Source organism: Paraburkholderia bonniea (assembly GCF_009455625.1).
In the GTDB taxonomy this organism is placed as follows: Bacteria; Pseudomonadota; Gammaproteobacteria; order Burkholderiales; family Burkholderiaceae; genus Paraburkholderia; species Paraburkholderia bonniea.
Genome location: NZ_QPEQ01000001.1, coordinates 1,948,803 through 1,962,193, shown reverse-complemented (window position 1 = coordinate 1,962,193; position 13,391 = coordinate 1,948,803). Strand labels below are relative to the sequence as shown.

Here is a 13,391-nt window from a genome sequence, read left to right as displayed (position 1 = left end):
AACGATGTCAGCCATTGAAGCGAATTTCGACGGACTCGTCGGTCCAACACACAACTACGCGGGGCTGTCGTATGGCAACGTCGCGTCGCAAAGCAACGAAAAATCCAGCGCCAATCCCAAGGCTGCGGCGCGGCAAGGCTTGCGCAAGATGAAGCAGCTGGCGGATCTGGGGCTGGCGCAAGGTGTGCTGCCGCCGCAGGAGCGGCCTTCCATACGCTTGCTGCGCGACCTCGGATTTTCGGGCGATGACGCCAGCGTGATCGCCCGTGCGGCGAAAGACGCGCCTGAACTGCTGGCGGCGGCGAGCTCGGCCTCCGCGATGTGGACTGCGAATGCCGCGACCGTCAGCCCGTCGGCCGATACGCCTGATGCCCGCGTGCATTTCACCCCGGCCAACCTGTGCAGCAAGCTGCATCGCGCGATCGAACACGAGGCGACCCGCCGCACGCTGCGCACGATCTTTGCCGCGCCGGAGCATTTCGTGGTGCACGAGGCCTTGCCTGGCACCCCTGCGCTAGGCGACGAAGGCGCAGCGAACCACACGCGCTTTTGCCGCGACTACGGCGCGCCGGGCGTCGAGTTTTTTGTCTATGGCCGCAGCGAATACCGGCCGGGGCCGCAGCCGCAGCGTTATCCGGCGCGTCAGACTTTCGAAGCCAGCCGGGCGGTGGCCCAGCATCACGGCTTGCAGGACGCAGCCACCGTGTATGCCCAGCAAAATCCCGAGGTGATCGACGCGGGGGTGTTTCATAACGACGTGATCGCCGTGGGTAATGGCCAGACGCTTTTTTGCCATGAGCAAGCGTTTGTTGCGCAGGCGCAGGTGTACGACACGCTGCGCGAACGGATGGCGCGGCTTGGCGCACAGTTACAGGTGCTTGAGGTGCCCGAGGCCCAGGTCAGCGTGGCGGATGCGGTGTCGTCGTATCTATTCAACAGCCAGTTGTTGCGGCTGCCGGATGGGCGGCAAGTGCTGGTGGTGCCGCAGGAGTGCCGTGAACGGCCACGGGTGGCCGCATGGCTTGACGGGCTGAGTGCGCGTCCTGGTCCGGTTGATGAGGTGCTGGTGTTTGATCTGCGCGAGAGCATGAAAAACGGCGGCGGGCCTGCCTGCCTACGCTTGCGGGTGGTGCTGAACGAAGCCGAACGCGCCGCCGTGCTGCCAGGGATGTGGCTCGACGACGCGCTGTTCACGCGGCTGGATAGCTGGATCGAGCGCCATTACCGCGATACGCTCGCGCCCGCTGACCTGGCCGATCCGCACTTGCTGCTGGAATCGCGCACGGCGCTGGATGAACTCACGCAAATTCTCGGGCTCGGCTCGCTTTATGACTTCCAGCGCTAAGACACCTCCTTCGGGGATGGCTGCGGGCATTCATGGTGCTGGTGGTGCTCAGGGTGCTCATCTTCCAGACCATCTTCCAGGCCCTGCGCTGCTAGACGATTTTCTCAGCTATACGCTGGCGCTGGCCCAGCCCGCGCTGACGGGCGCGGCGGCTCACGGCAGTGTCGCGCATGGCCTGCGCTGGACGTGGCTTGAGCAAGGCGTGCTGCGCCTGGAACCTGCGCATTGCACTGCTACGACGCCCAGCGTGCTGCTCTCGGCGGGCATCCACGGCGACGAAACCGCACCGCTGGAATTGCTGTCGCGCCTGGTGAGCGACCTTGCTGCTGGACGCGCCAGGCTGGCGTGCCGGGTGCTGGTGGTGCTGGGCAACATCGAGGCGATGCGCAGCGCCCAGCGTTATCAGGATGACGATCTAAACCGCTTGTTTAGCGGTGCTTACGCCGCCGTGCCGGCGAGCCGCGAAGCGCCCCGCGCCCAGGCGCTGGAACATGTGGCGCAGCAATTCTTTGCCCAGGCCGCGGCGGCTCATCCGCGTGGCGCTCGCTGGCATTTCGATTTGCACACTGCGATTCGCGCCTCGGTGTTCGAGCAGTTCGCGCTGCTGCCGCATACCGGCCAGCCGGTCTCCCCCGCGTTGTTTGCCTGGCTCGGTGCCGCGCAGATTGCAGCGGTGCTGGTGCATACGGTGAAGAGCCACACGTATTCGCATTTCAGCGCGCAGACCTGTGGTGCCGAGGCCTGCACGCTCGAACTCGGCAAGGTCCGCCCGTTTGGCCAGAACGACCTGACACGCTTCGCTGCGGCCGATACCGCGCTGCGCGCGCTGCTGGCAGAGGGGGCCGTTACCGCCAGCGCCGCCGCGCCCGAGGCCGCGTCGTGGCCGCGCGTGTTCACCGTGATCGACCAGATCACCCGGCACAGCGACGCTTTCGAATTGCTGCTGGCCGCCGATGTGGCCAATTTCACGCCCTTTGCCCGAGGCACGTTGCTGGCTCGTGATGGGGCTTACCGCTATGTCGTCCAACATGAGGAAGAGCGCATCGTGTTTCCCAACCCCAACGTCAAAGCAGGGTTGCGCGCGGGCTTGCTGGTGCTGGAAACAGCGCGTGAAGCACTCGTCACTCTGCCTGGTGACACCGCGAGCGGCTGAAGTTGATGCGCGCTGCATCAGGCGACGGCCGTAACGGCTATCTCATAAGCCAATCTGCGGCCGATCCGCACCCTGTACAATCGCCCCCGCGCGAACGCGTGAAGCGCTGCAACATGGCCCGGGCCGGGGAAGGTCGCCCGGATTGCAGCGCGAGCGCGACGCTGTTTTTCTGTTTGATTCCCACCTTATTCCCACCGAGGACGTCCTGATGAAAATGAATTGGCGAAAGAATGCCGCCGCTGCGTTTCTGGCGGCAGCAACGGTCCTGAGCGGCACTGCGTCGGCGGCCGATATCAAGGAAATTCGTTTTGGTGTTGAAGCGTCATACGCACCATTTGAATTCAAGTCCGCCACGGGCGAGCTGCAAGGCTTTGACATCGACATTGGCAATGCGGTGTGCGCGAAGCTCAAAGCTAAATGCGTCTGGGTCGAAAACGACTTCGACGGCCTGATCCCTGCGTTGCAGGCACGCAAGTTCAACGTGATTAATTCGGACATGTCGATTACCGAGCAGCGGCGCGCGGCGATTGATTTCACCGATCCGATCTATGTGATTCCGAGCCAGATGATTGCGAAGAAAGGCAGCCGTCTGCAGCCTACCGGGCTCTCACTCAAAGGCCATCGCGTTGGCGTGCTGCAAGGCACGATCCAGGAAACCTATGCGAAAGCGCGCTGGTCGCCTGCTGGCGTCACCGTCGTGCCGTATCAGACCCAGGACATGGTGTATGCCGACCTCAAGTCGGGCCGTCTGGATGCGGCATTCCAGGACGCCGAAGCCGCTTCGAAAGGTTTCCTGAAGCAGGAGCAGGGCGCGGGTTTCGCGTTCGCTGGACCAGCGGTTAGCGACGAGAAGCTGCTGGGTGTGGGCGTTGGTTTTGGGGTGCGCAAAGGCGATACCGAGCTGAAAAATGCGCTGAACAAGGCGCTTAAAGAGCTGAAAGCTGATGGCACGATTGACCGCTTTGCCGCGAAATATTTCGATGTCAAGGTGGTGTTGAAGTAAGCCTTTAAAGCCGTACCGGAACTTGATGTAAGTGACGCCACTGGCCGCAGAAATGCGGCCAGTGGCGTTTTTACGGGTGGGTGGCAGAAATCTCAGCAGACCAGCCAGGTGGTGGCGTCAATTATGCTTGTCGTGATTTGGTTGAAGGTATTTCAAAAATAAAATCGCTAAAAAGTTTCAGTGTGGAGGCTAGAATTTCATGTATTCAGCCTGGTTTTAATATTACGAAGAAGGCGTTGCAAGGATTTTGTGGTCTCGAAGATTATGCTATAGGCTATGATCCAGAATGTAATTTAAGAGTGAATTTTAGGGCTAGTCCTAACATAGAATCATTGAAATCGTTGAGTCTGTATGGTAAGGGTTTTCCGGAAAATAAATTGTTCTGGCGTGACGAGATATGGCGTATTCGCAATGATAAAGCCGGAGATATGTTGGGTGGAGCGGGCTATAAAGATTTGAAAGCGCTACAATTTCTTGAAAAATTCAGCCTTGTTTTACCCGAAAGAAAACCGGGGGTTCACAATCTTCGAGGAGATATTGTTCTCGGCATTACCGAGCATTTGCATTTTCTGAAAAATGCGCGGTCGCTCCGTCTGGAAAATATTATATTGATTCCCGGGGATTATGATAATTGGTCAAAGATAAGCCTGCCGAAGATGGAGGAAGTGTATCTCTCCTCAACTACGCAGTATGCTTTAAATGAAGTTAATGAAGAAATGTCTGAATTTAATCCTTTTCCAAATTTGCGCCATATGACTGGTGATGCTAATACGGTAAAATGGCTCGCCGATTCGGCGGCGGGAATCGAACTTTATAACAAGGGCTGCGAATTTATCATTATTGGCCAAGGCCCTTACCGGCCCAAAGCAGTGATTTAAAAAATCTTATTCGCCTCGATTTATAAAGCGCCCATGTCTCGTGTTTTCAGGATTTTCTGGGTAAAAGCGGGAGGCAAGCAGGGTGGATGAGCGGCACGCGGGTGTGGCATTTTCGCTCGCGGTTTTTCCATAAAGGACGATGCGGCCCGATTCCGGTGGAACCTGGCGTTCGGGGGCACGGTGAATTCGAGTTGCCGGGGCAGCGCTTTTTGCGCCTGCCTGCACTATCACGCTTGCGCGGCAGATCGGTAGATCTTGAACCAGAACTAAAGCGCCCCGTGCCGTAACCCCCAGCAAAACATGGTTCAATCCAGCGTTCGTTCCGGCCAGCGGTGGCGGTGCTTGCCGCTTTAACCCGTTGGAGATGACCTCTGTCACGCGCGAAGCGTGACACCTTGACCCAAGGAATCCTGATGAAACGCAAGCTCGTGACACCGCTGCTCGCAGCGTTTTGCTCCATCGGCATGCTGCTGCATGCTCCGCTGGCCTCGGCCACGCTCAAGCCGGGCGATACCGCGCCTGATTTCACCGCGCAGGCTTCGCTGGGTGGCAAGACCTATAACTGGTCGCTGGCCCAGGAGCTGAAGAAAGGGCCGGTGGTGCTGTATTTCTATCCGGCGGCCTTTACCAAGGGCTGCACGATCGAGGCCCATCAATTTGCCGAAGCCACCGGCGAATACAGCAAATACGGAGCGACGGTGCTTGGGGTGTCGCATGACAAGCTCGAAACACTGAGCAAATTTTCCGTCAGCGAATGCCGCAGCAAGTTCCCGGTTGCGGCTGATCCGGATTCGAAGGTGATCAAGGCGTATGACGCGGCGATGCCGTTGCACGCTTCAATGGCGAACCGGGTGTCGTATGTGATCGCGCCGGACGGCAAGATTGTCTACGAGTACAGCAGCCTCGCGCCTGAGCAGCATGTGGCCAACACCTTGCGCGCGGTGAAGGCGTGGGCTGAGGCGCACAAACAGCCTTGATGCCGGAAAAGACTGAAAAGAAGGTGACGTATGCCGATTCTGGTTTTGTTGATGGTGGCCGCCGCGCTGGTGTACGGCGCGGTGCAGGCCTTTGCTGCGATCTCATGGTGGTTTGGCAGCGGGGTGGCCGTTGCGGCGGCGCTGCTGGTGCTGGGTTTGCTGCTGGCGGGTCTCACCTGGCTGTGGCAGCGCCAGCGCGAAATCGCACCCAACGTGCGCGATGGTGACTGGACGCACAGGCTTAGCGCGCCGTGGGGGGAGATCTCGCTGGCGGCAGGCAAGCGGCTGTGCAAGGTGCAGTTAAATGACGCGCGTGGCGCGTACATTTTTGCCGACTTGCAGGAAGCGACGGTGGAGCACGGCGGGCAGGGATGGCAGGTCATGCTGCAGGTGCATGACGCAGCCCGGACGGTTTGGCGTTTGCCGATGAGCGGTAAACGCCAGGCGCACCAGTGGCAGCGGATTTTGACGCTGGCGATGGCTCAGCGGCTTTGAAGCAGAGGCTTTGAAGCAGAGGCTTTGAAGAAGAGGCTTTAAAACAGAGGCTTTAAAACAGAGGGCGGCGCAAGGCCGCTTTTGCTTGTAGTAGCCAAGCTCATGACAGCGGCCCGCATGCCATCTGGCATGCGGGCCGCTGTGCCATTTCTGCCTGCTTTTTTTCGAGTGTTTTTCCTCATACGTCTGTCCCGCTTCGACATTTTTTCTTTGCCCATTCCTACGCCTTTATCCGGCATCGCTGACAGTTCAATAACAGCGTGCCCGGAAAATTCCCATTAATTCAAGACGCCCTGGAATCGAGATATTTAATACTCCGGAGTTCGTACAATCGCTGCGCTGAAAGTCAGCGGTCCCACGCAAAGTCAGCACGTGCGGGGCCGATGTTTCTGGGCAGCACGCCATGAAGGCTGGTGTTTTTTGCTTCGCGCTGGCATTCATGGCGGTACGTATCAAGTTCGTTTCAGCACCTTGTTTCATGCTCAAGCTCCAGCGGTAACCGATGCCTGTTTCTCGCGTGTCCCTCCTCCCTGGCGTGCCTGTCCGGACGCTTTCTGGTTGTTTCCGGTCTCTGGTTGTCTCCCGGTATCTGGTCTGGGTATTTGGCCCGCGCATTTGGTCAGCGTTTTTCAAGCACGGCCCGCTTTACTTTCGGATCACACGATGAATCTCCCGTTTTCGCGGCGTGCCAGTTTGGGCTCACGCTGAACCGCTTCGTGCGTGTTTTCCGGATAACTTGCAAATGCATCCCCATGAAAAAATCATCCGTCCCTCCTGCTGTATCTGATTCCTCCGGCTTGTCTGACGTATCCGCGACGCCCGCTGCAGCGCAAACCCCGGCTGCGGCGTCCAGCGCCCGGCGCTGGTTTATCACGCGCTCGGCGGCGCTGTTGCCGCTGGCCACTGGGCTGAGCGCTTGTGACTCACGGCCTGCCGCTTCCGGGTCTGCCGCTGCGGCTGCGCCGTCACGCACACCCTCGGGTGCGCCTGAAGTGCCCGACACGGTCCACTCGCCACGCTATTTCAGCGATGACGAATGGCGCTTTGTGCGTGCTGCCGTGGCGCGGCTGGTACCGGCCGATCACAACGGCCCTGGTGCGCTCGAACTCAACGTGCCAACGTTTATCGACACCCAGATGGAAGGCGAATTTGGCCATGCCGCGCGCTGGTATATGCAAGGCCCGTACCGCGAAGCCAGTCCGTTGTTCGGCTATCAGTCGCGGCTCACGCCGCGTGAGGTCTACCGCCTGGGCATCGCCGCCACCAATCGCTACTGCGTTGCCCAGCATGGCCAGCCATTTGCCGCACTGCCAGCGGCTGTCCAGGACACGGTGTTGCAGCAGCTTGATGACAGCAAGCTGAAGTTCGATGACGTCGATGGCAAAACCTTCTTCGATTTTCTGCGTGAAAACACCATCGAAGGCTATCTGGCTGACCCGATGCATGGCGGCAATAAAGACGCGGAGAGCTGGAAGATGATCGGCTTTCCTGGGGCCCGTGCTGACTTTCTTGAGTTCGTCGGCAAAAACCAACCTTACCCGTATAGCCCAGTCAGCATTCTGGGCAAGGAGCAGTAAATGTCAGCCATCAGAAAAAAACCCGTTGATGCGGTGCTCGTCGGCTTCGGCTGGACCGGCGCGATCATGGCGATGGAACTCGCCGAAGCCGGTCTGAATGTCGTCGCGCTTGAGCGGGGTCCGGCTCGTGACACCTACCCGGATTTCGCCTATCCGAAGATCGCTGACGAACTCTCGTATGCGGTGCGCTACAAGCTGATGCAAAACCTCGCAGGCGAAACCGTCACCGTGCGCCACACGCCGCAGGGCGATGCGCTGCCATACCGTCAGATCGGCTCGTTTGTGCCTGGTAATGGCGTGGGCGGTGCCGGAGTGCACTGGAACGGCATGCACTGGCGTGCGACTGCCACTGATTTAACGATTCGCAGTCACTACGAAGCGCGCTACGGCAAAAAATTCATTCCGCCGGATATGACCATCCAGGACTGGGGTGTCACTTATGACGAGCTCGAACCGTTCTACGACAAGTTCGAGTATGTCTGCGGGGTGTCGGGCAAGGCGGGCAATCTGCAAGGCAAGATCATCGCCGGTGGCAATCCATTCGAAAGCCCGCGCGCGCGTGACTATCCGCTGGCACCGCTCACCGATAACCTGCCTGCGGCGATGTTTGCTGATGCGGCGCGCTCGCTGGGCTACAAGCCGTTTGCGGTGCCGGCCTCGAATGCCTCGGCGGCCTATACCAATCCTTACGGGATGCAGCTTGGCCCGTGCAATTTCTGCGGCTTTTGTGAGCGTTTTGGCTGCTACATGTACGCCAAGGCGGCACCGCAAACCACCATCATTCCGGCCTTGATGAAAAAGCCGAATTTCGAGCTGCGTACACAAGCCTATGTGACACGCGTGAACCTCGATTCGACTGGGAAAAAAGCCACGGGCGTGACCTACATTGATGCGCAGGGGCGCGAAGTCGAACAGCCTGCGGAGCTGGTCGTGCTGTCGGCTTACCAGTTCCATAACGTGCGCTTGCTGCTGCTGTCGAAGATCGGCCAGCCCTACGATCCGAAAACCGGCCGGGGCACGGTGGGGAAAAACTACGCATACCAGATGAATGGCGGTGTTTCGCTGTTCTTCGATCAGGACGTGCACCTCAACCCGTTCATCGGCTCAGGCGCGGGCGGCCAGGCGCTCGATGAATTCAACGGCGACAACTTCGATCACGGTCCGCTGAACTTCATTGGCGGGGCGTACACCTCGGTCAACGTCACGGGGGCCGCCCGATCCAGCAAGCGGTGCTGCCACCTGGCACGCCAACGTGGGGCACTGGCTGGAAAAACGCGATGAAAGAGCACTACTTGCACTCGATGAGAATTGGCACCGAGGGCTCGGTGATGTCTTACCGCGACAACTTCCTCGACCTCGATCCGACCTACCGCGACGCGCACGGCCTGCCGCTGCTGCGCATGACCTTCGACTGGAAAGACAACGATATCCGCATGACGCAGTACACCACTAACCAGGCCGCGCTCGTTGGCCGCGCGATGAAACCCAAACAGATGTCGATCCACACCATGCAGTTTGGCGACCATTACGACGTGCGTCCTTACCAGAGCACGCACACCACCGGCGGCGCGATCATGGGCAGCCGGCCTGATTCGAGTGTGGTCAACAAGTACCTGCAAAGCTGGGATGTACCGAATGTTTTCGTGCTTGGCGCGAGCGCTTTCCCGCAGAACTTCTCGTACAACCCGACTGGCACCGTGGGGGCGCTGGCGTACTGGGCCGCTCATGCGATCCGCACGCAGTACCTGAAAAACCCCGGCGTGCTGATGACTACCTGACCTGGGCGCTGACTATGAAAACTTCCTCACGATTTATCGCTCGCCCAGGGCTTCGCGCTGGGCTCACGGCTGTGGCGTGGCTGCTTGCTGCTACGTTTGGCGCGGCTACGGCGGCTGCTACGGTTATTCCATCGGCGGTATCGAATGCATCAGCGGTATCAACCACCTCAACCGCAGCCGCCCGGCCAGCCACCGCCGTTGCAACCACCACCGCAGCGGCACCTGTCCAGGCACCGTTACCCCACACGCAGAAAGATCCGCAGGTGCATCGCGGTGCGTATCTGGCGCGCGCGGGCGACTGCATTGCGTGCCACACAGCGGCTGGCGGCCGCCCGTTCGCCGGCGGGCTGCCGATTGATACTCCGTTCGGCACGATCTATTCGTCCAACATCACGCCAGACAAAACCACCGGCATTGGCGATTACACCTTCGAGGATTTCGACCGCGCAGTGCGTGATGGCGTGTCGAAGCACTCGGGCAACCTGTATCCCGCGATGCCTTATCCGTCGTACCGGATTCTTTCGCATGACGACATGCAGGCGCTGTACGCGTATTTCACGCGCGGCGTGTCAGCGGTGCAGCAGGCGAACCAGCCGAATGGGCTGAAGTTTCCGTTCAATATCCGCCCGCTGATGATCGGCTGGAACCTGCTCTTTCTCAAAGGCAAGGGCAGCTACAGGTACAACCCGTCCAAAAGCGCGGAATGGAATCGTGGCGCGTATCTGATCGAAGGCCTCGGGCACTGCGGCGCGTGTCATACGCCGCACGGCGTGACGGGTCAGGAAAAAGCTTTTAGCGAACGGGGCGGTGGCCCGTATCTCGGTGGTGCAACGCTAGGCGGCTGGAATGCGCCGACGCTCGCTGGGGATATTCGCAGCGGGCTGGCGGGGTGGTCTAAAGCGGATATCGCTGCGTTTCTGAAAACCGGCCGCACTGCGCATTCCGCTGCGTTTGGCGCGATGACCGAAGTCGTCGGTGACAGCACGCAGTATTTGAGCGATGCCGATCTGGAGGCGATGGCGGAGTATCTGAAGAGCCTGCCGGGCGCGGTTCGTGCTGCTCCTGCGGCAGCCCAGCCGCCCAGCCCGCCAGCGGCTCCGGATGCTGCCACCTATGCGTTGCGTCAAGGTGATTTGAGCGCGCGGGGCGCACGGGTCTATCTGGACAACTGCAATGCCTGCCATCGCTCTGACGGCACTGGCGCACCGCGCACGTTCCCGGCGCTCACCGGCAATCCTGTGATCAGTTCGTCCGATCCGACTTCGCTGATTCATCTTGTGCTGACAGGTTCGAGAATGCCGTCGGCCGCGCTGGCACCGGCACCGTTAGCCATGCCGGATTTCGCCTGGCGTCTGACGGACCAGCAAGTGGCCGATGTGCTGAGCTTCATCCGTAGCAACTGGGGCAATCACGCGGCACCGGTGGATGCAGCAACCGTCGCCAAAGTTCGCCGGCAAACGGGTGCGGCAGCGGTGCTGGATGTCAGTAAGCCGCCTGCGCCGCAGCCTGCGCGCGAATAGGTTGTAGGCGGAAAGGCGTTGCGCTACGTGTTTTGCTGCGTGGCGCAACGCTGGGCCTGGTTGATGAGGCCGCTCGGTTAGGGTGGGGCTCGTAGCGTTGGGGCTGGCGTTTGCGATGGGATCTATCTGCAGCACCTGTCGTACCTGCCAGTAATCCAGCAATGGCGATACTGTTTCGCATGCGTCAGCGATCAGCGATCAGCGATAAAGCCAGGGACCCACTCGGCTTAGGCCTTTTTCAGAAAAAACACCGTGGTTTGGGTGCCGGTCAGGCGCTTAAAGCCGGGCTAAGGGCGTTAGCGGCCCATGGCAGCCAAAACAGCCAAAACAGCCAAAACAGCCATGGCGAGAAAGATCAGCCGCCAGGCGTTGCTCAAGGCCGAGTGTCTGGCGGTTTCAATTCAGGCTAAGGGCGCACGCCATCCCCCTCCATGGCATCCACCTCAAGCGCCACGCGCGCGCCGCCCTGGCGCTGAAATTCACGTGGCGACACGCCATACTTCGCGCGGAAATCCCGCGAAAAATGCGCGCCATCCGCAAAGCCGCAGTCCAGTGCGATCTGCGTAATCTGCGTCACGCCAGGCGGGTTATTCAACAGCAGCCAGCAACCATATTCCAGCCGTAACGAGCGCAGAAACGCCATTGGCGAGAGCCCTAGCGCTTCGTGAAAAGCCCGCTCAAGCTGACGCCGCCCAACGCCGACATAGCGTGCAATCGCATCCAGCGTGGGCGGGTTGTCGATGCGCTGCTCGATGAAATGCGCTGCCTGGCGCACCCGGATGTCCTTGATATGCATCAGGTCGGCGTAAAAATGCGCCTGCGGCAGCTTCGCCGGGCGGATGCCTTGCAGCATCATGTGCCGTACCACCTGTTGTGCTTCTGCCCGGCCGCAGTGCCGCGCAACCAGGTACAGCCCCAGATCAATCGCCGCAGTCGAGCCAGCGCAGGTAATCACATCCCCTTCATCGACGAACAGGTGATCCACCACCGCGCGGGCCTGCGGATAGCGCGTGCGAAACGCATCCAGCACGTTCCAGTGCACGCACACCGCGCGGCTGCCGATCAAGTCGGCTTGCGCCAGCGCGAAGGTGCCGGTGCAAATGCCTAGCATCCGCACGTGACGCGCGCTCGCGTCGCGCAGCCAGTCACGCAGTTGCGGTGGCAGATAGGTGTTGGGGTAGTCGTTGCCGCCACACACAGCGATGTAATCGAACTGCGCTGGATCATCAGGCAAGCCGCCATCAACCGTCACGATGGCACCAGCGCTTGAGGTGCGCGGCAAACCATCCATGCTCAATACCCGCCAGCGAGTGTGAATCTGCCGGCTGCGGCCGCCGTGGTCCGCTGCCAGCCGCAGCACGTCCAGCAGCCCGGCGAAGGCGGCCAGGGTGAACTGGTGCAACAGAATAAAACCGACAGACAGAGCGGGTTTACCCGATTTCGAGATAGTCTCTGGGCTTGATGGAATAAGGGTTTTGGCGGGGGTAGGGGGCGTTGGTTGCATGACGCAATTATTCAATTTTTTGACCCCGGCTTGCAAGCTCGTCCAGCCGGACGACGCGCAAGATGCAGGGGTGGTCAGGACTTGGCCAACTTATCAGGGGGACGACATGAAGCTCAGAAATCGCAACACGATCAAGGCCACTCTCGCGCTGGCTGGCACGCTCGCAGCGCTCGGGGTGCAGGCGCAAACGCCACGGTTGACGGTCGCCATGTATGGCGGCAACTGGGGCGATGCATTTCGCAGCTGTGTCGCTGAGCCGTTCACCAAGGCGACCGGGATCGCCGTTACGCCTGAACTGGGCACGTCGACCACCACGCTGGCTAAGCTGCAACAGCAGAAAAATGCGCCGAGCGTCGATGTCGCGTGGATGGATGGCGGCATCAGCGAACTGGCTTATCAGGCAGGGGTGGTCGATAACCTCGATGCGGCGGCGCTTCCCAACCTGAAAAACATGCTGCCGCAAGCGGTGTACCGCAATGGCGCGACCACCTATGCGGTGAGCTCGGGGTACTACTCGCTGGGTTTGACCTACAGCACCAAGGCGGTGAAGACGGTACCGACCAGCTGGAAAGACTTGTGGAACCCAGCCTACGCTGGAGCCGTGACCGTGCCATCGCCCGCGAATTCCGCCGGGGTGCCGTTCGTGGTGTTCCTCGCCCAGGTCTGGGGCGTCAATCCGGCCAGCCTTGAGCCGGTCTACGCCAAGCTGGCCGCGCTCGATACCGCCTTGTTCTTCGATAGCTCGGGTGCGGCCTCCAATGCATTCCAGAGCGGCGAAGCGGTGATTGGCGCGCATTTCAACGTGGGTGCCTGGGATTTGATCGACAAGGGGGTGCCGCTGGGCTTCGTGGTGCCGAAGGAAGGGGCTTGGGCTACCGATGCCCGGCTGCATCTGGTGAAGGGTTCACGCAACAAGGCCGCCGCCGAGCAATTCATCAATTCCGCCCTCACGCCCGCTGCCGCGACTTGTCTGGCGACCAAGCTGTATCTCGGGCCTGCGGTCGCTGGGGTAACGCTGCCTGCTGAGGTGTCGCGCAAGCTGCCGTGGGGCGCGTCGGGTTCGGTCAACAGCTTGAAGCTGTTTGACTGGAGCGCGATTAATGCCCGCCGCGCGGAAATCACCGCCGCGTGGAACCGCCAAGTGGCCAACAAGCGTTGAAC

The 13,391-nt window shown here is 60.3% G+C and carries 11 protein-coding genes and 1 pseudogene; 10 read left to right on the top strand and 2 right to left on the bottom strand.

Annotated elements, in window-relative coordinates; all coding sequences use genetic code 11:
* Nucleotides 1–4: 4 nt before the first annotated feature.
* From astB to GH656_RS08475, 6 genes are all read left to right on the top strand, one after another.
* Nucleotides 5–1,345, top strand: coding sequence for an N-succinylarginine dihydrolase (gene astB / locus GH656_RS08500; protein WP_153075474.1), 1,341 nt, complete (start codon nt 5–7; stop codon nt 1,343–1,345).
* Nucleotides 1,329–2,498, top strand: a complete 1,170-nt coding sequence (astE, locus tag GH656_RS08495; protein WP_425495857.1) for a succinylglutamate desuccinylase — start codon at nt 1,329–1,331, stop codon at nt 2,496–2,498. The genes astB and astE overlap by 17 nt, the downstream gene beginning before the upstream one ends.
* A gap of 208 nt (nt 2,499–2,706) precedes the next feature.
* Nucleotides 2,707–3,501: an ABC transporter substrate-binding protein gene (locus GH656_RS08490; protein ID WP_153075473.1), complete on the top strand. Its 795-nt coding sequence runs from the start codon at nt 2,707–2,709 to the stop codon at nt 3,499–3,501.
* 80 nt (nt 3,502–3,581) lie between these two features.
* Nucleotides 3,582–4,379, top strand: a complete 798-nt coding sequence (locus tag GH656_RS08485) for a hypothetical protein (protein WP_153075472.1) — start codon at nt 3,582–3,584, stop codon at nt 4,377–4,379.
* Between the two features lie 413 nt (nt 4,380–4,792).
* Nucleotides 4,793–5,356, top strand: a complete 564-nt coding sequence (locus GH656_RS08480) for a peroxiredoxin (RefSeq protein WP_153075471.1) — start codon at nt 4,793–4,795, stop codon at nt 5,354–5,356.
* 30 nt (nt 5,357–5,386) lie between these two features.
* Nucleotides 5,387–5,851 carry a hypothetical protein gene (locus tag GH656_RS08475; protein ID WP_153075470.1) on the top strand — a complete coding sequence of 155 codons (465 nt, stop codon included), beginning with the start codon at nt 5,387–5,389 and terminating at the stop codon, nt 5,849–5,851.
* Nucleotides 5,852–6,100: 249 nt separating this feature from the next.
* Here GH656_RS08475 and GH656_RS08470 read toward each other — a convergent pair whose 3' ends face one another.
* On the bottom strand, nt 6,101–6,331 hold the full coding sequence (locus GH656_RS08470; protein ID WP_153075469.1) for a hypothetical protein: 231 nt from the start codon (nt 6,329–6,331) through the stop codon (nt 6,101–6,103).
* A gap of 272 nt (nt 6,332–6,603) precedes the next feature.
* On the opposite strand from GH656_RS08470, the gene GH656_RS08465 reads away from it, so the two are divergent.
* From GH656_RS08465 to GH656_RS08455, 3 genes and pseudogenes are all read left to right on the top strand, one after another.
* Nucleotides 6,604–7,428, top strand: a complete 825-nt coding sequence (locus GH656_RS08465) for a gluconate 2-dehydrogenase subunit 3 family protein (RefSeq protein ID WP_153075468.1) — start codon at nt 6,604–6,606, stop codon at nt 7,426–7,428.
* A pseudogene (locus GH656_RS08460) lies at nt 7,429–9,206 on the top strand (GMC family oxidoreductase).
* Between the two features lie 14 nt (nt 9,207–9,220).
* Nucleotides 9,221–10,726 (top strand): c-type cytochrome, encoded by a 1,506-nt coding sequence (locus GH656_RS08455; protein WP_153075467.1) that lies wholly within the window; start codon nt 9,221–9,223, stop codon nt 10,724–10,726.
* 406 nt (nt 10,727–11,132) lie between these two features.
* On the opposite strand, the gene GH656_RS08450 is transcribed toward GH656_RS08455, so the two are convergent.
* On the bottom strand, nt 11,133–12,230 hold the full coding sequence (locus GH656_RS08450) for a GlxA family transcriptional regulator (RefSeq protein WP_153075466.1): 1,098 nt from the start codon (nt 12,228–12,230) through the stop codon (nt 11,133–11,135).
* Between the two features lie 106 nt (nt 12,231–12,336).
* Between GH656_RS08450 and GH656_RS08445 the strand changes: the two genes are divergently transcribed.
* Entirely contained in the window at nt 12,337–13,389 is a 1,053-nt protein-coding gene (locus GH656_RS08445) for an ABC transporter substrate-binding protein (protein ID WP_153075465.1), read from the top strand.
* Nucleotides 13,390–13,391 lie beyond the last annotated feature (2 nt).